Raw genomic sequence first — 20,189 nt, 5'->3', positions numbered from 1 at the left:
TTTGTTGTGCATTTTGAGTTTTAAATTACATACGGAAGATTCCAAATTTACCTGAAGCATTAAATGCTTTGTTGTGGATGACTTTCATACAAATTTTTAAGTAGTTGCGTGTTTCCACTGGATTAATGATTCCATCATCAAATTGTTCGCTCGTCGCAAACCAAGCATTTGATTTTTTCTCCGCTTCCATAATCATAAACTGTTGCATCATTTTCGCTTGCTCTTCGTCGTATGGTTTTCCTGTTTTCTCAGCCGCTTCACGTTGGATAATATCCATCACACCTGCTAACTGTTCAGGTCCCATTACGGCGATTTTCGAGTTTGGATACGTAAATAAGAAACGAGGTTGGTACGATTGACCATTCATCGCGTAGTTTCCTGCGCCGTAAGAAGATCCAACCATAATGGTAATTGTTGGTGTTTCACAATTAGAAACTGCATTGATTAATTTCGCACCATTTTTAATGATTCCTTCTTCTTCGTATTTACGACCAACCATAAATCCTGTAATATTCTGTAAAAACAATAAAGGAACATTGGATTGATTACATAACTGAATGAATTGTGCCCCTTTGTTCGCTGATTCAGAGAAAAGAACTCCATTATTTCCGATGATACCGATTTTGTATCCGTTGATGTGTGCCCAACCTGTTACTAATGTATTTCCGTATTCTGGTTTAAATTCAGAGAACTCAGAACCATCTACGATACGCGCAATTAATTCGCGGCAATCGTAAGGCACTTTAATATCTGGACTGATGATGCCTAAAATATCATTTGGATCGTATAAAGGTTCAACTATGGCACATTTATCCGGTTGCATTTCATCCGCTGGACGAATAAATTGAACGATTTCACGTGCAATACGGATTCCATCTACTTCGTCTTCTGCTAAATAATCAGAAACTCCTGAAATTTTAGAATGCATCGCAGCACCTCCTAAACTTTCGTCATCAACTACTTCTTTTGTCGCCATTTTTACTAATGGAGGACCAGCTAAGAATACTTTGGCTTGGTCTTTTACAAAAATGGCATAATCAGACATTCCAGGAACATAAGCTCCACCTGCAGTTGCATTTCCGAAAACAACCGAAATCGTTGGGAAACCTGCTTTAGAACGTCTTGTAATATCACGGAAAGTCGTTCCACCGAAGTTGAAGATTTTTTCTTGTTCTGGTAAATTAGCTCCAGCACTCTCCACTAAATTGATAGTAGGTAATCCGTTTTCCATTGCGATTTCTCCAATACGAATCGACTTTCTTAAGGTCGCATAATCAATAGCTCCACCTTTATTTGTCGCTACGTTAGAAGTAATCATACATAATCTTCCAGAGACTAAACCAATTCCGGCAACTGAAGTTCCTCCAGGTCCGAATCCTTTTCCTTCTAATCCTACTAATGGTAATAATTCTAAAAAGAAACTGTCTTGGTCTAATAATAATTCGACACGTTCTCTGGCTAATAATTTTCCTTTGTCTTTGGCGCGTTGAATGTGCTTTTCAGCACCTTGAAAACGGCTTTCTTCCAGATGAAGATCAAGTTTTTTCAAAAGCTCAAGCATACCTTCTTTGTTCTTTAGGTATTGTTCAGCTTTCGTATTGATTTTAGTTTGAAAGATCATATTTTTTGTGGTTTTGTTTAAATTTTATTTTAGTAATCTTGTACTAAGTTAGAACAAACATACTAAAAAATATTTTTCATTTACAAATTAAATTTTAAAAATATTTTCACTAATATATTGATATACAAAGAATAAATAAACAAAAGATTTAATTATTTAATTAGGACAAAGTTTCAAAAAATTGAAATAATTCTTTTTAAATTAGAACAGAATTACTAATATTGTTGTGCTTGAAAGAATAAAGATGTCAAGGAATACGAAGGATAATATTTTATACAACGCATTAGAGTTGTTTAATACGAGAGGAGAGAGCGAAGTAACATTAAGAGATATTGCTTCAGCTTGTGAAATGAGTTTAGGAAATTTGGCTTATCACTATAAGAATAAGTCCTACATTATTTCAGCATTGTTCAGAAATATGTTGGAAGAACGTAAGCAAATTTTACGTAAAGTAAAAGAATTGCCACGTTTTCAAACACTGAATGATCAATTAGAGCCATTAATTGATTTGAATTACAAATACCGATTTTTCTATTTGGATTCAACGAACATCGAGCGTAATCATCCCACGATTGGTCGTTTACAGAGTCGTTATGCCAAATTCTTGATTCATTATGTGCATTCGGCAATGGAATATACTGTGGCTACTGAAAATATGAAACCTGAAAAAATCAAAGGACATTATATAAAGGTTGCTGAAATCTGTTGGACGTTGTTTAATTTTTCGATTGAACGCACTCGAATTTTAGAAGAATCCAATCACGTCAATGCAAAGGAATTACGATTAATGTTATGGAATGTGATTTATCCTTTGTTAACCGAAAAAGGATTTAAAACCCTTCGAAAAGTATTGGTTCAAGATCTTGAATCACTTTAAAATCAAAACACAAAACCACAAAAAAATAAATAAAGTATGAATGCTTATATCTACGATGCAGTACGAACTGTGAGAGGTAAAGGAAACAAAAATGGAGCCTTACTTCCAATTACTCCGACACAATTAGGAGCGCAGCTTTTAACGCATTTAAAAGACGATAAAAATTTAGATCCAAAATTAGTAGAAGACCTAATGTTAGGTTGTGTTTCTCAGGTAATGGATCAAGGCGCAAATATTGCCAAAACAATTGCTCAAGTTTCGAATTACGGGGATCACTTATGCGGATATACGTTAAACCGTTTTTGTGGTTCAGGATTAGAAGCGATCAATCAAGCAGCAGCTTATACAAAATCGGGGTACAAAAATTTAGTATTAGCAGGTGGAGTAGAAAGTATGTCGCGTGTGGCAATGGGTGCTGATGGTGGAGCAATGGCAGTAGATCCTGCAGCTGCATTATACGGTATGTTTATTCCACAAGGTGTTTCTGCCGATTTAATTGCAACAAGAGAAGGATATTCTCGTCAAGATTTAGATGCTTTTGCTGTTGAGTCGCAAAGAAGAGCGTTGAATGCAGAGAAGAACGGTTATTTCAAATCTAGAATCCCCGTAAAAGATATTAATGGGTTTGATATTTTAACGTACGATGAAAATGTACGTGAATCATCGTTAGAGTCATTGGCTAAATTAAATCCATCGTTCGAAATGATGGGAAAAATGGGCGGATTTGATGCAGTAGCTATCAATCGTTACCCAGAAGTTTCAGAAATTAATCACGTTCATCATCCAGGAAATTCTTCGGCTATTGTCGACGGTGCTGCAGTGGCAATCATCGGAAACGAAGAAGGAGGAAAAGCAGCTGGTTTAACGCCAAGAGCAAAAATTGTTTCGATGGCAATGGTAGGAACTGATCCAACCATTATGTTAACAGGTCCGGTTCCAGCAACCGAATTAGCGCTGAAAAATGCAGGAATGAACATTAATGATATTGATTTATTTGAAGTGAACGAAGCGTTCGCTGCGATTCCAATGTATTTAATGGATAAGTTAAATGTTCACCACGACAAAGTCAATGTTAATGGTGGAGCAATCGCCATGGGACATCCACTTGGAGCTACAGGTTGTATGTTGATGGGAACATTAATCGATGAGTTAGAGCGCCGCGATTTACAAACAGGTTTAGTAACGCTTTGTATAGGTGGTGGAATGGGTATCGCAACGATTATCGAACGTGTTTAACTTTAAATGAAACTGAAATGACAACTAATCAATATTTTACATTAGAAACAGATGAAAATGGAATCGTAATCATCACAATGGATATGAAGGATTATCCTTTTAATATGTTTGTGAGCGATTTCTTAAAATTATACTTCGAAACTTTACAAGTTGAACTAGCAAAACCAGAAGTGAAAGGTTCAATTTTACGTTCGGCTCGTCCAGAATTTATGGCAGGAGCAGACATCAATTTATTATTGAACAAACCTGGAGATGCCGAAGCGTTCTTAAAAGATTTATTAAGCTTCCACGAGCAATCGCTAAAATTAGAAGAGTTCAAAAAACCGATGGTCGTTTTAATTAACGGAAACTGTTTAGGTGGTGGATACGAATTATCATTAATGAATAATCATCGTATCGCTTTATCAGGTTCGTACCAAATCGGATTACCAGAAGCCAAATTAGGATTATTCCCAGGTGGTGGAGGTACCATCAAATTATCTCGTTTATTCGGATTAGAGAAAACAGCTAAAATAGTTTTACAAGGACAAACGTTCCGTCCAGCTGATGCTTTAAAAGAAGGTTTAATTGACGAAATGGTTGATACACCAGAAGAATTATTAGCGAAAGGAAAAGCGTTTATTTTGGCGAATCCACAAGTGGAACAACCTTGGTCGAATCCAAAACATAAAATTCCAGGAGGAGGTTTAAAAACACCATCAGGTTATATGACGATGGTTGGATCAATCGGAAACTTACGTAAAAATTCTTACGGGAATTATCCAGGATTAAACTACGCTTTACAAGCCTTACACGATAGTATCGATTTACCGATGAATCGTGCGTTAGAAATCGAAGCGCGTTATTTTACAAAAGCGTTGTATTCGGATGTAACGACAAACATTATTCGTACAGGATTCTTCGGAATTAACGATGCGAAAAAAGGTAAATCTAAACCAAAAGGATTCGAAAAGAAAACGACTCAAAAATTAGGAATTTTAGGTGCTGGAATGATGGGTGCCGGAATTGCTTATGTTTCGGCGAAAGCGGGAATGGATGTGGTTTTAAAAGATGTTTCGGTTGAAAATGCTGAAAAAGGTAAAGCATACTCAGAAAATTTATTAAAAGGAGCAATAGCAAAAGGTCGTTCGACACAAGAAAAAGCAGATGCACTTTTAAACAAGATATTACCTACAGCTACTGTAGATGATTTAAAAGATTGTGATTTAATCATCGAGGCTGTATTTGAAGACCCTCAATTAAAAGCTATTGTAACAAAAGAAAGTGAACCAATGATTAAATCTGACGGTTTCTTCGCATCTAATACATCAACATTGCCAATTTCTCGTTTAGCAGAAGCTTCTGTCAATCCAGAGAAATTCATTGGTATTCACTTCTTTTCACCGGTCGATAAAATGCCATTGGTTGAAATTATTGTTGGAAAACAAACGTCTGACGAAACATTAGCACACGCAATTGATTATGTGACGCAAATTGGAAAAGTGCCGATTGTCGTGAATGATTCTCACGGATTCTTTACGTCACGTGTATTTGGTTTCTACAATTTCGAAGCTGCGGCAATGGTGTTGGAAGGGATTAATCCACAAACGATTGAAAATGTAGCAAAACAAGCCGGAATGGCAATTGGACCTTTAGCCGTGATGGATGAGGTTTCGATTGAGTTAATCTTACGTGTAATTGCTCAAAAAGAATCGTTAAATGATAACGAAAAACAATTAAAAGATTTCTTCCAAAAAATGGCTGATGCAGGTCGTTTAGGGAAAAAAGTAGGAAAAGGTTTCTACGATTACCCAGAAGGAGGAAAGAAAACACTTTGGAAAAACGAATTCGTTGAAGTCAAAGCAGAACAAACAGTATCGAACGAAGATATTGCGAAGCGTTTAATGCACGCGATGGCTTTAGATAGCTACCGTTGTTTAGAAGAAGGCGTTTTAAACACGACGTTGGATGGAGATATCGGTTCAATGTTAGGTTTAGGTTTCGCACCACATACAGGAGGTGTTTTCTCTTACATTGATATGGTCGGAATCCAACAATTCGTAGCAGATTGTGATCGTTTCTTACCAAACGGAAATCAATGGGAAGTGCCACAATCATTACGCGATTTAGCCGCTCAGAATTTTAAATTCTATACAGGAAATACTCAAAATTGGACAAAAAAATAAGTTTATAAAACACACAAAACCACAAAAAAATGAAATCACTTTATTTTAATGAAGACCACGAATTATTTCGTCAATCGGTAGTTGAATATGTTAATAAAAAGAAACCATTCTTCGACCAATGGGAAGAAGAGCGTCAAGTTCCAAAATCGGTTTGGAAAGAGATGGGAGATATGGGATTCTTAGGTTTAATGTACGATGAAAAGTACGGCGGATCTAATGTCGATTTCTTCTATTCGGTGATCTTAATGGAGGAAATGGCAAAAGCCGGAAATGCTGGTTTATTAGGAGGTTTCTCTGTTCACTCGTATATGGCGACGAACCATATTAATAACATTGGGTCAGAAGAATTAAAACAAAAATATTTAGTACCATCTATTGCAGGTGATATTTTAGGAGCGATTGCTTTTACAGAGCCAAACGCAGGTTCGGATGTACAAGGAATTACAACTTTTGCAAAGAAAGAAGGGGATCATTACATCATCAATGGTTCTAAAACATACATTACAAGCGGATGTTCAGCAGATTATTTCTTAACATTATGTAAGACTGAAGCTGGTTTTGATATTATTGTAATCGATGGTGATGCACCTGGAATTACACGTAATAAATTAAATAAAATCGGTTTACATTCTTCGGATACGGCAGAAATTTTCTTCCAGGATGTAAAAATTCCAACCTCTAATTTAGTTGGAAACGAAGGAATGGGATTCTATTATGTCATGGAGTCTTTCCAATTAGAGCGTTTATGTTGTGCAATTATGGCGATTGGTGCAATGGATACGATTATTACTGAAACACTAGAGTTTATGAAAAATCGTAAAGCCTTTGGTCGTCCAATTGCTTACTTCCAAGTTTTACGTCATCGTCTAGCCGATTATTGTACCGATTTAGAATGTATTCGTTCGTTAACATACGAAACATGTTGGCGTTTTATGAATGGTGAATATGCAATTAAACAAGCCTCAATGTGTAAATTAAAAGCAACAGAATTACAAAACGAAGTGGTAGCTGGATGTTTACAAATGCACGGTGGAGCAGGATATATGGAAGATTATCCAATTGCACGTTATTTCCGTGATGCGCGTGTCGGAACAATTTACGGTGGTTCATCAGAAATTATGCGTGAAATTATCGCTAAAGTAGTCGTGGACGACGTACAATTTGGTAAAGTCTATTAATGTGTTTCTAATATAGATATTTCTTGATTTTTTTATGGTGAAGTCAGAAAATGCGAAAGTAGCAAACGAGGATTGCAGTCCTTGAATGCTACTTTTTTTATAATATAAAAATAATGAATGATGAACATATTAAACGGAATAAAAATACTTGATTTTTCAAGGTTACTTCCAGGTCCAATGGCAACCAAACAATTAATGCAAATGGGCGCGGAAGTCATAAAAATAGAACATCCGAATAAACCAGAGTTAACACGATTAATTCCTCCTTTTGAAGATGGAATATCGGTTTCTTATTTGATGGTGAATAAAGGCAAAGAAGTTCGTCAAATTCAATACGAAACGGAAGAAGGAAGAAATGAAATTTATGAATTGGTAAAAAAAGTGGATGTATTAGTTGAGACATTTCGTCCCGGAACAATGCAAACATTAGGTTTTGATTATGATACTTTAAAAACCATTAATCCGAAATTAATTTATGTTTCCTGTACTTCTTATGGTCAATCTGGACCTTATGCACATTTGGCGGGACACGATCTTAATTTTATGGCGTATTCTGGTTTATTGGCAAATAATGTCAATGCGGATGGAAATATTACGATGCCCTCTTATCAAGTCGCGGATTTATATGGAGGAACGGAGCAAATTATCAATTCGGTTTTGTTAGGAATTATTCAACGTACAAAAACAGCAAAAGGAGATTGGTTTGATGTTTCGATTACGGAAGCAGCATTACCGATGAATGCCCTATTAGCTCCTCCTGTTTGGTACAATGAAAAAGCTCAAGCGTTTGATGTATTAAGTGGTAAACTACCACATTATACTTATTATAAGTGTAAAGATGGAAAGTTCGTAGTCCTTGCAGGATTAGAAGATAAATTTTGGCAAAATCTATGCACGAAATTAGGTCGTGAAGAGTGGAAAAGCGAAAACCTAATGACCTTGATTCACCGTCAAGATATTCGACAAGAATTGATTGATTTATTTTTAACCAAAACTAGAAATGAATGGGTGGAATATTTTCAAGATACAGAAGTATGTTTTTCACCTGTTTTAGAATTTGAAGAAACTTTGACTGATCCGCATTTTGTAACGAAAAAAATTTATGAATATACCGAAGATAGAAAACATATTATCGGTTTTAATCTCGGCATTAAGCAATTGGATTAGTCCATTGTATTTGTTTGTATAATTTGATGTTTAGATGCCTATTTAGGCATCTTTTTGTATTTTGGTAGGATAATTGAAGAATATGATTGTAAAGATTAAAGTATGAGAAGTTTAAGAAAGTTAAGTTTAATTTTATTTGTAGGAATCATCGGATTTTTTGCCACGGGTTGTAATGGTACAACTTCGGTATATGGTTTAGAAAAATCTGGAAAGCATACGCATCACAAAAAACATCCGAAAAAGAAGCCAGGTTATCATACTCGTTATGAGAATCGTAAGCCAATGCCTCCTGGACATAAAAAGAAGGTGTATGGCGATCAATCGGCTAAGCGTCATGCGCCAGGTCAAAACAAATATAAAAAGCATAAAGCGCCAAAACCAAAGAAACATCACAAAGGAAAACATAAATAATAATAAAAGGACGAAACACATGTTTCGTCCTTTCTAACTTTAATATCTAAGAATCGTTTACTTAACGACTTCCATTTCTATATTTAACGTACCAGAATTAACTGATCCGATTTCTTCGAAAGCTGCTCGACTTAAATCTAAAACTCTAGATTTGGTATGAGGGCCTCTATCATTAATCTTTACAATGACAGATTTTCCATTTTTTACGTTAGTAACTTTAACTTTTGTTCCGAATGGTAAAGTTCGGTGTGCTGCTGTCAATTCTTCTTTATCGTAAACTTCACCACTTGAAGTCTTTTTACCGTGAAATTTGTCTGCATACCAAGAAACAATTCCAGTGATTCTGTTTTTTGCTTCTTCTACTACAGCTTCAACTTCATTTGTTGATTTTTCTACTGTAGTTGTTGCAATTTTTAACTCTTTGTCCTTAATTGGATTTTCTGTTAAAATTAACTCAGAGTTAAAATTTTTATTACTCTCAGCTTTTGCTATTGGAGCTATCGTTAGCATTGCTAAAAATGCAAAAATGCTTATTTTCATCCTTTAGATTTTCTGATTACTTTATCTAATATAGGAAACGATTTTAAAAATTCGACATAACTCCTTTTTTTGATGGTGTTATGTATGCATAGTTCTTCTGTATCGTACTGATAGATTGAATTTCAAGAGGTTGTTAAATTATAGTTAAAAAAAATACAGTTTGTTAAAAAAAATAGGAAACTTTTTAAAGATTCCTAGTTAAATTATTGTGTATCAGTGATAAAATCAGATGATTCGGTCAAGATGAGCATTTAAGAAGTTTTTAATCTTTGTTAATTCCATAATTTTTGAAAAAATTGTGGTACGATCTTCGTCTAATAATTCTGTTGATTTGGATTGATCCATTAACATTTTGATTTCGTTTTCCACAAAAATTGTTTTATATCTTAATAATAAATTAAATAGATTTTTTTCTACAGATTCTTCAATACTGGTCACATGAATCCCTTGTTTTTCTTTCCAATTTTCGCTAATCGAATATTTGTCCAACATGAGTGAAGTAGCCAATTGAGAAAGTTCATAATCTTCTGAACGAGAAAAGTACTCTCCCGTACGTAATTCTCCTTGTTCTAATCCTTCTATGACTAAATCGATTATGCGTTGATAAGGAGCATGTGAAAGGGTTAATTCATTATGAAGGAATTGATTAACAATTTCTTCATTTACAGTAGTTTCATACAAATTGTTTTGATCGTCTTTTAATTGAACTTTCAAATTTCCAAATTGCATAATCATTTTAATGATATCTCGCTCAACAATTAAATGTTGATTCACTACTTCATTTTGATTCTTAGTCGCTACAATCTTTAATTTAGAAGGATTGTTGGCAGCAGGTGAAATTGTGGTGTACTGATCAGATGGAGTATTATTTAAACGTTGAGCTAAAGCCTTAAATAAGACTTCTTCTCGTATATCCATAATTTTTGCAGTTTCCATAATATACAATTCACGTTGAATAATATTTGGAATCATGGCAATGGAATTAATGATTTCTCGAATTAACTCCGATTTTTTTGCTGGATCATTTTTCGCTTCATCTAAGAAGATATTGGCTTTGAATTTTATAAAATCCGTAGCTTTTTCTTTAATATAAGCGGATATTTCAGAAGCAGAATGTTTACGCGCAAACGAATCTGGATCTTCTCCTTCCGGAAATAATAATACTTTTACATTTAACTCTTGTTCAAGGATCAAATCAATCCCTCGGAAAGATGCTTTTATTCCCGCTGGATCACCATCATACATGATGACAATGTTTTGAGTCAAACGTTTAATGATTCGAATTTGCTCTTTTGTTAACGCTGTACCCGAACTGGCTACTACATTTTCAATCCCCGCTTGATGCATGGATAATACATCCGTATAACCTTCAACCAAGAAACATTGGTCATTTTTTAAGATGGCTTGCTTGGACTGAAATAAACCATATAAGGTGTTACTCTTGTGGTAAATTTCGTTTTCAGGAGAATTTAGATATTTAGCAGCCTTTATATCATTGCGAAGTATTCGTCCACCAAATCCAATTGGTCTACCTGAAAAACTATAGATTGGAAAAATAACGCGGTCTCTGAATTTATCAAAACGCTTTCCGTCTTCTTTATAGGAAACTAACCCAGAGGCCTCAATGATTTCTTTCGAATAACCTTTCTTTTCTGCATAATCAGCAAAAGCACTCCAAGCATTGGGCGAATATCCTAATTCAAATTTTTTGATGATTTCATTCGTAAAACCACGTTCTTTGAAATAAGACAATCCAATCATTTGACCTTCCTCTGTTTCGTTTAACTGTTGAACAAAGAAATTTTTAGCGACATCTGTTAAAAGATATAAACTCTCTTTTGTTTTTTGAGCCTCAACTTGTTCTGCACTAAAGTCAACATCATCCTCTATTTCGATATTGTAGCGTTTGGCCAACCAACGTAAGGCTTCTGGATAACTGAATTGTTCGATTTCCATTACAAACGATACCACATTTCCACCTTTACCGGTAGAAAAATCTTTCCAGATTTGTTTGGCAGGAGATACGACAAAAGAAGGAGTACGTTCCTCTGAAAATGGGGAAAGTCCTTTAAAATTACTTCCTGCACGTTTTAATTGAACAAAATCTCCAATTACTTCTTCTACACGAGCGGTATTAAAAATTGTATCTATTGTACTTTTAGAAATCAAGGGTATAAATTTTTTTTTAGTCGAATAATAATTCTAGTATTAGATCTAGAGGAATAGATTATTAATGTTTACAAAATTAATTTATATAAATTGATATTATAATAATTTATTCTATAAATCCTGCATCGATTAATTTTAATGAATTCAAATAAGCTGAAAATTAACTTTATTTAGGTGGCGAATTTTTTTTGGTACAATATTCGTTATGTTGCAAATATCATTACAATTAAAGAATTACCTATGAGAAATACTATTTTAAGAATGATGTTTGTTGGAATATTAGCAACTGCATTTACATCTTCTTGCTCAACTACTCTACCAGGAATTACACAACCAACGGATAATAATTCGATTTTAGGAAAATGGGAATTGGATTATATTCAAACAAATGACGGAAAGTCATTAGCTGAAAGTTACCCAATGGGCGCTCCATATTTAAATTTTGTTTCCAATAAAATTTTGAATGCATCAGATGGGTGTAATACATTAAATGGAGGAGTAACTGTATCAAATAATGAAATTTCATTTGGTAATATGGCTGCTACAATGAAAGCATGTGATGGTGTAAACGATCGAGCATTCAGTTCAAAATTACAAGGAATATTGAAATATTCAATTTCGGATGATACATTAACATTAATCCAAGATGATATTGCGATTATGCGTTTCAAAAGACCGATGAATTTACAAGGATCTTGGGTTTTAGAAGAATTTATTGGAAAAGATCGTTCGGCTAAAACTTTAGATCAACGTTTCCCAAATAAAAAACCAACAGTAACTTTCCAAAATGGTCAAATTTCTGGGAATAATGGGTGTAATAACATAACAGGTGGTTATGTTGCAATTGGTAAAACGCTTAAAATAGGGAATATAGCGACTACTCGTATGGCATGTGATGGTGTGGATGAAGTATCATTCAACGAACGCTTTAATGCAGTAGATAGCTACCAAATCGAGAATGGTAAATTGGTTTTATATGCGAATGGTGTAAAAACTATGGTCTTTGGAAATTTAAAACAACCAAGATAATCGTGATAAACCACATCATATATCAGCCGCTCGTATATCGAGTGGCTTTTTTTATTTAGTATATTTGTACATTAAATTTTTAAAATGAAATTTCCAAGAATATATCAATTACAAGAAGTTGCATCGATTATCGACGCAAAATATGTTGGTGATGCTGATTTTCCTGTTCATGGAATAAATGAAATTCATCGTGTAGAAGCAGGAGATATTGTTTTTGTCGATCATCCAAAATACTATGATAAAGCGTTAGAATCTGCAGCAACAATTGTATTAATCAATAAAGAGGTTGAATGTCCACAAGGTAAAGCTTTAATTATATCAGATGATCCTTTCCGTGATTTTGTAAAAATTGGACAGTATTTTTTACCTTTTGAAAAAGCGACAAATCACATTAGCCCTACAGCAGTGATTGGTGAAGGAACAATTATTCAACCTGGAGCATTTATTGGGAATCATGTTACAATTGGTAAAAATTGTGTGATTCATGCGAATGTAACGATTAATGATCATGCAATTATTGGTGATGATGTTATCATTCGTTCGGGAACCGTATTAGGAGCAGATGCTTTTTATTATAAAAAACGTGATACAGGATTTGATCGTTTGAAATCGGTTGGGAATGTAATTATTGAAAACAAAGTCGAAATTGGTGCCAATTGTACAATCGACCGAGGAGTAACAGCTTCTACAATTATTGGAGAGGGGACTATTATGGATAACTTAATTCAAATTGGTCACGATACAGTAATTGGTAAAAAATGTTTAATTGCATCACAAGTTGGAATTGCAGGATGTGTAAATGTAGAAGATGAGGTTTCGATTTGGGGACAAGTTGGAATTACAAGTGGTGTAACCATAGGAGCGAAAGCTGTATTACTTGCGCAAGCAGGGGTAAGCAAATCATTAGAAGGTGGAAAATCTTATTTTGGATATCCGGCGGAGGAAGCAAGAGGATTATATAAAAAGATGGCTGTCACGGAATTAATGGTGAAAGATTTCAAAAGAAAATAATATATTTATTCAAAACCGACATAACGTCGGTTTTTTTTATGATAAAAATCTGCATTCAAATAGAGTGTTTTAGATAAAAACTAGTGTATTTTTTACATTGAATTATTTTTTAATATGATTCAAACTTCTATATTTGTCTAAATTAAAAATCACAATGTCTGTATTAGTAAACAAAGATTCGAGAATAATCGTACAAGGATTCACTGGGAAGGAAGGAACTTTCCACGCTGAGCAAATGATTGAGTACGGAACAAACGTAGTAGGAGGGGTAACACCAGGAAAAGGAGGTCAAACTCACTTAGGATTACCAATCTTCAATACAGTAAAAGATGCAGTTGAACAAGCAGGTGCTGATGTATCAATTATCTTCGTTCCACCAGCATTCGCAGGAGATGCTGTTATGGAAGCTGCTGAAGCAGGAATCAAAGTAATTATTTGTATTACGGAAGGTATTCCAGTAGAAGATATGGTTAAAGTACAAGCGTATGTAGACCAAAGAGATGTTACTTTAATTGGTCCAAACTGTCCAGGAGTAATTACATCTGAAGAAGCTAAAGTTGGTATTATGCCAGGATTTATCTTCAAAAAAGGGAAAGTAGGTATCGTTTCTAAATCAGGAACTTTAACGTACGAAGCTGCTGACCAAGTGGTAAAAGCTGGTTACGGAATTTCTACAGCAATTGGAATTGGTGGTGATCCAATCATTGGAACAACAACAAAAGAAGCTGTTGAATTATTTATGAATGATCCAGAAACAGAATGTATCGTTATGATCGGTGAGATTGGTGGACAGTTAGAAGCTGAAGCTGCTCGTTGGATTAAAGAAAATGGTACGAAACCAGTCGTAGGATTTATTGCAGGACAAACAGCTCCTAAAGGTCGTACAATGGGACATGCAGGTGCTATCGTAGGTGGTGCGGATGATACTGCTCAAGCAAAGATGGCAATTATGGAAGAATGTGGAATCCACGTTGTGGCTTCTCCAGCGGACATTGGTGCTACAGTTGCTAAAGTATTAGGATAATCTTTAGAAAATAGATTTAGTTTATATAGAAAAGGAGAACCATTTGGTTCTCCTTTTTGTATGTCAATTATTCTGCAGTTGCTTTAGCAGCTTTGCGAAATAAATATTTTCCATAAAGGTGACGTTTAGCAAAGCGACTCGCAGAATCAGCGTTACACATTTTACCAAATACATTTTTAGGAACACCTAAATATTCAAATGTAGTACCATCCAAGTGAATAACTGTTAACGTTTGTTTTTCCAGATAGAAATCTTTAATAATGTAATTATTAAATGTCTCATTATATTCTGCTTGTAACTTTTCGTGCGTTTCGTTATTGATACTAACTAAGAAGTGATAGGCTTCAATGACTTTCTTGCTTCGTTCTTCAGCAGCAAGGCGTCCTGGCTCATCATCTACGAATTTATCTGGATGCGCTTCTTTCATCGCGTTACGGTAAATTGTTTTTAATGCTTTTAATGTGACATCTTTATCAACTTCTAGTAACTTTCTGTATTCAATAACTCTTTTCATATAATATAATACCCTAAAATGGCGTGCAAAAGTAGGGCTTTAATTTTACTTTATCATCCTCAAAGCCATTCGTTGTGAAAATATTATGAGTAAAGAGAATTCAATCGATATAATGAATGTCCTATGCCAAACAATGGAGTGATGATAATAATTAAATTAAAAAAAGAATGATCTGGTTCTTCTAAATTTGCATCCAATAGAAACTCGTTCAGATATTTTATTTTTTTAATTGTAACCATATCTCTATTGATAAAATGAGAAGAAAAATAAGGTTGAGTGATTAAATGATGAGCATAATTAAATTCATTCGCATCCACGAAAAGGGTAATGTAGTCTTTCGCGCTCAACAATTTCTCGCGATTAACTTTTGGATAATCTCGTGTACGAACAACGAACATTTTTTTATAACCTTTTAGAAAAATTCGATATTGATAGGTCTTGTTTTTTGTGGATTCTTGAATATATTCTTCGGGAGGATAAGTCATTTTCCCTTGAATTTCTTTTAGCGTATTGGTTTGTGGGATAAAATATTGTTCCAAATTGAAACCTACTGAAAATATAAAAATTGTAATACAAATAAATAGATAAACCAATAGATGTCCTTTAGTTTCAAATTTTTCGTTTGATGGATAATTATAATCAGTAGAGTTGGAATGTTGTTCCAAATAACCTACTAATTCCTCAAAAAGATAAGGGTTGTGGTATTGATTGAATGAATAAACTTTCCGATTTTGATCAAACAATTGAATTTGTTGATATTCCGCGGGTTTAATATAATCTTTACTATTCTTCGAAGATTGTATGATGACATTATAGTAATCGAAGGATATGGATTTTTTTAACCATAAAAATTGAATGTGAAGTTGACGAGGTGAGAAGTGGTAAACTTCTTTTTGTTGACCTAACCAAAAATAAAGTTGCACACCAACTAGAATGGATAAGAAAAAAAAATTATCCCATTCGATAAAATTAGTGAATACAAGGATGATATATAACACAACAGAAATTAGGGATATATTGCGCCATAAGTCTCTATCTGTGGTATACGGAATAAAATTTGTTTTAAAAATCATAAATAAAAAAACGGACTTACGTCCGTTTTCGTATATTATTCGATATCGAATTCATCGCTACGATCTTCGTCATCGTCTTCGTCATCATCTTCATAATGCGTAAGGTTTTCGATGAAAATAGTATATAATCTTGGACAAATAGCCTGATACGTTGTGATGTTATCTTCTTCCCAATTCAATTCGATTTCAGGATAGTTTTCTTCGAAATAATGAAAATTTTCATAATCAATATAATCATGAATGTCTTTTTCAAAAACTTTAAGAAAAGCCTCGTTTGCAATACTTCCAAACATTTCAAATTCATACAGATCATCTTCATTAAATCCGTCTTCAAAATATTTGGCTAAATTGTCTGGATCCATCATGGCATCCGTAAAAATTTGTTTGCCTTGAGAAATTAACCATAATCTGAAATATTGAAAACCATCATCTGAACAACCGTCATTCATGATTGTTGCTGCACACCATAGTTCACTTTGGTACGATTGATACATAAAAAATTCAGTACGCAATCTAAACCCAATAATATCTTCAGCAGTTAATAAACTTAATTCATTGATTAAGTTTTCTTCTTGTTGCTCTAAAGTATCTGCAGTTGATAATGAGTTTTCGATGATTTGCCAATACAAATCAATGTCTAACATCTCAGAAATTTTTTCTGTGGGTAATGATGCAGATGAATTAAATAAATTGTCTAAAAAACTCATATTCTATATAATGTTATTCAATAATATGTGGTACAAATCGACTTTTATCTGTTGTAATGATTTGATCACTTTCTCTTATAGTAATACCACAAGATTCCTGACCAATAATCCAACTTCCAATAATCGAATATCCTGTTTCCTCTTGATGAAGTTCGGCTAAAGCTTGATAAATAAATCCTTCTTCACCGTATTCACCTGTGCTATGTTCTACCAATTGGTCGTTTTTGTAAACTTCGATGTTTGCTCCTTCACGAGATAACAAAGGTTTCTTTACATAATCCTTCAGTTGATGAGGTTGTTCAAAATAACTTTCTAACAATAACGGATGATTTGGATAGAGTTCCCATAATACAGCTAAAATGGCTTTGTTGGATAAAATCATTTTCCAAGCTGGTTCAATCCAATTGGCTTTTATTTCATCATTTTTTATATTATAGGCAAACATTTCATTGACCATCCATTCCCAAGGATATAATTTAAAAATATCTGTAATTGGTTCTTCTTCTAAATCTACAAAATTTATGTTATTCCAACCAATATCATCGATATAAATTAATTTGGTTGTGATACCTGCTTGTATGGCACAGTCTCTTAAATATTCAACATTCGTAAGGTCTTCTAAGGATTCTCTTACACATGTAAAATGCAGTATATCACCTTTTAAATAAGGTTTTAGCATTTTCCAAGTTTCGATTAATTTATCATGTACCGCATTAAATTGATCTTTTGTATCCCCAAAATAATTTTCCATCCAAAGCCATTGCACTACTCCACACTCAAATAATGAGGTTGGCGTATCGGCATTAAATTCTAAAAGCTTCAATTGTTTGTGTTGATCAAATGCAAAATCAAATCTTCCGTAGATGCTTGGAGTATCATTTTCCCAAGAATCAATTAAATAAGGTTGAATAAATTTTGGGATTTTAAACTCATCCAATCGATTGTTTTGAATCACATGTTCTACGGCATTGATACACATTTCCCACAATTGGTTTGATGCTTCAAAAATAGAATCAGCTTCCTTTTCAGTGAGTGAGAAATAATAATCTTCAACCCAATAGGTTTTATTTTGTTCATCAGTATGATATCCAAATCCTATGTTTTCTAATCGTTCTTGCCAATTAGCGTCCTTCTGTAAACGTTTTAATTCCATTTTATGTTTTATGATGATACAGTTCGGGAAGAAGAGGATTTACCAAATCCGCCACGTACAGTCTGACCTTTTAAAGCATTTGCTTTTGCTGTATTTGTTCCAACATTAGATTGTTGATGAAGTCCTGGGCTTGCATAACCCATTCCTCCTGAAAGACTACGAAATGCCATAAACCACAATAAAGATGATCCCATAGAACCCATTCCTCCATTATGATTTTGTTGCGCATAGTTTTCTGTAACGTCTGTATATGGAGCAGTTGAGTCTGCACGCATATAAACTTTTTGTGCATTATTAGTAACGGCTGGTGCATCTTCCACTTTTTTCATGCAAGAGGCTAAAACCGATGAAACCAATACTAAGGTAACCACTTTGCTTGCTTTTTTACTTTTTTGATTCATAGCTTTTTTATTGGATGGTAACATAAATTGGAACAGATGTATTCGCTGAATCAATGATCGGAGCTTTGGCTGTCACCAGTGTATCAATTTTTTCTCCAATGATTTGATTATTTGCCCAAATTTTCTGTTTGGTAATATGTAAAGTAGAATCTCCAATCGTTTTGGTTGTCAAAATCACTTCTCGTGCTGATTTTTGATCCAATTGTTCTAAATTTTGTTCAGGTGTATTTTCCGTCTGACATGCGATAAAGAATGGTGCGATTAGAGCACTAAATACTAATTTTTTCATAATGATTTTGATCTCTAACAAATTTACATTTTTCCCATAAAAAAAGCACCTTCTCTAAAGAAAGTGCTTTAAAATATCTGATTGCTGTTGATTATCCAACTAAAGTTTCAGTTTCTGCTTTTTTCATAGAACCTGTTTGTTTTAAACGTGTGTGCCATGAGAAAGCTTCTTCTAAAATGTGAGGAGTTTGTCCACCTCTTTCAGCACAAGCTCTTTCGAAGTAAGACATTAACTCTTGTTTATAATCTGGGTGAACACAGTTGTTAATGATTTCGATCGCTCTTTCACGTGGAGCTAAACCTCTTAAATCAGCTAAACCTTGTTCTGTAACGATAATATCAACGTCATGTTCTGTGTGGTCTACGTGAGATACCATAGGAACAATAGAAGAAATATTTCCACCTTTAGCTATAGAAGCTGTTACGAAAATTGAAATATAAGCATTACGAGCAAAATCACCAGAACCTCCAATACCATTCATCATATGTGTTCCTGATACGTGTGTAGAGTTTACATTACCATAGATATCACATTCTAATGATGTATTAATTCCAATGATACCTAAACGACGGATAACTTCTGCTGAATTTGAAATCGCTTGTGGACGTAAACAAATTTTATCTTTGTAAAATTCGATGTTACCCATTACACGATCGTAACATTCTTGAGAAACAGTCATTGAAGATGCTGAAGCGAAATTCATTTTTCCTGAATCAATTAAATCGAATGTTGAATCTTGTAAAACTTCAGAATACATCACTAAGTTTTCAAAATCAGAGTGCTCTAACCCACCTAATACAGCGTTAGCAACTTTTCCGATTCCACATTGTAATGGCATTAATTCTTTTGTTAATCGTCCTGCCTCAACTTCTTTTTCAAAGAAATTTACAATGTTTTTAGCAATAGCAGATGTTGCTTCGTCAGCAGGAACAATATCACCAGCCATATCGTGAATATCGTGGAAAACGATACCTACAACTTTAGATGGATCAATTTTAATTGAGTCTGTTCCAATTTTAGAATCACATGAAGTAATATTAATAGGAGTACGAGATCCATAAGCTTCTACTTTATAAATATCGTGTACTCCGCGAATAGAAGTAGGGATAGAAGTATTAATCTCTAAGATAATTTTGTCTGCACTTTCAGCAATATCTACGTTGTTACCTACAGAAGTTGTAGGAACGATAGAACCATCTTCTAAAATTTCAGTTACTTCTAATACAGCAATGTCAATTTTAAATTCACCATTTAAAATATGTTCTGCTGTTTCTCCTAAGTGTTGGTCAATGAATAATACATTACCAGCATTTATATTTTTACGTAAAACAGTATCTACTTGGAAAGGTAAACGTTTTTTTAACGCACCACTTTCAGCTAACGCAGCATCTGTTCCGTGACCTAAAGAAGCACCTGTAATTAAAGTAATTTCTAAATCTTCCGATTTAGCACGCTCTGCAACAGCTTTTAAAACTACTTTTGTATCACCACCTCTAGTAAAGCCACTGGCACCAACGACCATACCATTCTCAAAAAACTGAGCTGATTCTTGGGCAGTCATTACCTTTGACTGTAGGTCAGTTAATTTAATTCTTTCTAACATAATGCAACTTTTTTCTTTACT

The 20,189-nt window shown here is 34.0% G+C and carries 19 protein-coding genes; 9 read left to right on the top strand and 10 right to left on the bottom strand.

All coding sequences use genetic code 11. The features are described 5' to 3' along the window. Positions 1-25 precede the first annotated feature (25 nt). The gene (locus AC1QSP_RS05820) at positions 26-1,621 is read right to left on the bottom strand and encodes an acyl-CoA carboxylase subunit beta (RefSeq protein WP_484080190.1); all 1,596 of its coding nucleotides are present in this window, start codon (positions 1,619-1,621) and stop codon (positions 26-28) included. A 244-nt stretch (positions 1,622-1,865) separates the two neighbouring features. Here AC1QSP_RS05820 and AC1QSP_RS05815 point away from each other — a divergent pair, with 244 nt between their 5' ends. From AC1QSP_RS05815 to AC1QSP_RS05790, 6 genes are all read left to right on the top strand, one after another. Then, the gene (locus AC1QSP_RS05815; protein ID WP_484080189.1) at positions 1,866-2,498 is read left to right on the top strand and encodes a TetR/AcrR family transcriptional regulator; all 633 of its coding nucleotides are present in this window, start codon (positions 1,866-1,868) and stop codon (positions 2,496-2,498) included. Between the two features lie 36 nt (positions 2,499-2,534). Next, positions 2,535-3,734, top strand: coding sequence for an acetyl-CoA C-acetyltransferase (locus AC1QSP_RS05810; RefSeq protein WP_484080188.1), 1,200 nt, complete (start codon positions 2,535-2,537; stop codon positions 3,732-3,734). Between the two features lie 17 nt (positions 3,735-3,751). Next, a complete protein-coding gene (locus tag AC1QSP_RS05805) occupies positions 3,752-5,899 on the top strand; it encodes a 3-hydroxyacyl-CoA dehydrogenase NAD-binding domain-containing protein (protein WP_484080187.1) in 2,148 nt (715 codons plus the stop codon). Positions 5,900-5,928: 29 nt separating this feature from the next. After that, complete coding sequence (locus AC1QSP_RS05800; RefSeq protein ID WP_484080186.1) at positions 5,929-7,077, top strand: acyl-CoA dehydrogenase family protein; 1,149 nt, start codon at positions 5,929-5,931, stop codon at positions 7,075-7,077. Positions 7,078-7,194: 117 nt separating this feature from the next. Next, positions 7,195-8,244 carry a CaiB/BaiF CoA transferase family protein gene (locus tag AC1QSP_RS05795; RefSeq protein ID WP_484080185.1) on the top strand — a complete coding sequence of 350 codons (1,050 nt, stop codon included), beginning with the start codon at positions 7,195-7,197 and terminating at the stop codon, positions 8,242-8,244. 102 nt (positions 8,245-8,346) lie between these two features. Beyond that, complete coding sequence (locus AC1QSP_RS05790) at positions 8,347-8,655, top strand: hypothetical protein (protein ID WP_322969264.1); 309 nt, start codon at positions 8,347-8,349, stop codon at positions 8,653-8,655. A 57-nt stretch (positions 8,656-8,712) separates the two neighbouring features. Here the strand turns inward: AC1QSP_RS05790 and AC1QSP_RS05785 are convergent, their stop codons facing one another. Beyond that, positions 8,713-9,195 (bottom strand): septal ring lytic transglycosylase RlpA family protein, encoded by a 483-nt coding sequence (locus tag AC1QSP_RS05785; protein ID WP_484080184.1) that lies wholly within the window; start codon positions 9,193-9,195, stop codon positions 8,713-8,715. A gap of 225 nt (positions 9,196-9,420) precedes the next feature. After that, positions 9,421-11,364 carry a DNA primase gene (gene dnaG / locus AC1QSP_RS05780; RefSeq protein WP_484080183.1) on the bottom strand — a complete coding sequence of 648 codons (1,944 nt, stop codon included), beginning with the start codon at positions 11,362-11,364 and terminating at the stop codon, positions 9,421-9,423. A gap of 240 nt (positions 11,365-11,604) precedes the next feature. Here dnaG and AC1QSP_RS05775 point away from each other — a divergent pair, with 240 nt between their 5' ends. From AC1QSP_RS05775 to sucD, 3 genes are all read left to right on the top strand, one after another. Continuing rightward, entirely contained in the window at positions 11,605-12,393 is a 789-nt protein-coding gene (locus AC1QSP_RS05775) for an META domain-containing protein (RefSeq protein ID WP_484080182.1), read from the top strand. Positions 12,394-12,477: 84 nt separating this feature from the next. Then, complete coding sequence (locus AC1QSP_RS05770; protein WP_484080181.1) at positions 12,478-13,404, top strand: UDP-3-O-(3-hydroxymyristoyl)glucosamine N-acyltransferase; 927 nt, start codon at positions 12,478-12,480, stop codon at positions 13,402-13,404. A gap of 154 nt (positions 13,405-13,558) precedes the next feature. Next, positions 13,559-14,428, top strand: coding sequence for a succinate--CoA ligase subunit alpha (gene sucD, locus AC1QSP_RS05765; protein WP_322969269.1), 870 nt, complete (start codon positions 13,559-13,561; stop codon positions 14,426-14,428). A 67-nt stretch (positions 14,429-14,495) separates the two neighbouring features. Here the strand turns inward: sucD and AC1QSP_RS05760 are convergent, their stop codons facing one another. The 7 genes from AC1QSP_RS05760 to scpC form a co-directional block, all read right to left on the bottom strand. Next, on the bottom strand, positions 14,496-14,942 hold the full coding sequence (locus AC1QSP_RS05760) for a KTSC domain-containing protein (RefSeq protein WP_484080180.1): 447 nt from the start codon (positions 14,940-14,942) through the stop codon (positions 14,496-14,498). An 83-nt stretch (positions 14,943-15,025) separates the two neighbouring features. After that, complete coding sequence (locus tag AC1QSP_RS05755) at positions 15,026-16,015, bottom strand: hypothetical protein (protein ID WP_484080179.1); 990 nt, start codon at positions 16,013-16,015, stop codon at positions 15,026-15,028. Positions 16,016-16,050: 35 nt separating this feature from the next. Then, the gene (locus AC1QSP_RS05750) at positions 16,051-16,722 is read right to left on the bottom strand and encodes a DUF4240 domain-containing protein (protein ID WP_484080178.1); all 672 of its coding nucleotides are present in this window, start codon (positions 16,720-16,722) and stop codon (positions 16,051-16,053) included. A gap of 13 nt (positions 16,723-16,735) precedes the next feature. Beyond that, entirely contained in the window at positions 16,736-17,875 is a 1,140-nt protein-coding gene (locus AC1QSP_RS05745; RefSeq protein ID WP_484080177.1) for a glutathionylspermidine synthase family protein, read from the bottom strand. Between the two features lie 8 nt (positions 17,876-17,883). After that, positions 17,884-18,276, bottom strand: a complete 393-nt coding sequence (locus AC1QSP_RS05740) for a hypothetical protein (RefSeq protein ID WP_484080176.1) — start codon at positions 18,274-18,276, stop codon at positions 17,884-17,886. Positions 18,277-18,283: 7 nt separating this feature from the next. After that, positions 18,284-18,565 (bottom strand): hypothetical protein, encoded by a 282-nt coding sequence (locus AC1QSP_RS05735; RefSeq protein ID WP_484080175.1) that lies wholly within the window; start codon positions 18,563-18,565, stop codon positions 18,284-18,286. 91 nt (positions 18,566-18,656) lie between these two features. After that, positions 18,657-20,168, bottom strand: coding sequence for a succinyl-CoA:acetate CoA-transferase ScpC (gene scpC / locus AC1QSP_RS05730; protein WP_484080174.1), 1,512 nt, complete (start codon positions 20,166-20,168; stop codon positions 18,657-18,659). Positions 20,169-20,189 lie beyond the last annotated feature (21 nt).

Source organism: Faecalibacter sp., assembly GCF_057177045.1.
This window is presented reverse-complemented; position numbering and strand designations above follow the sequence as displayed.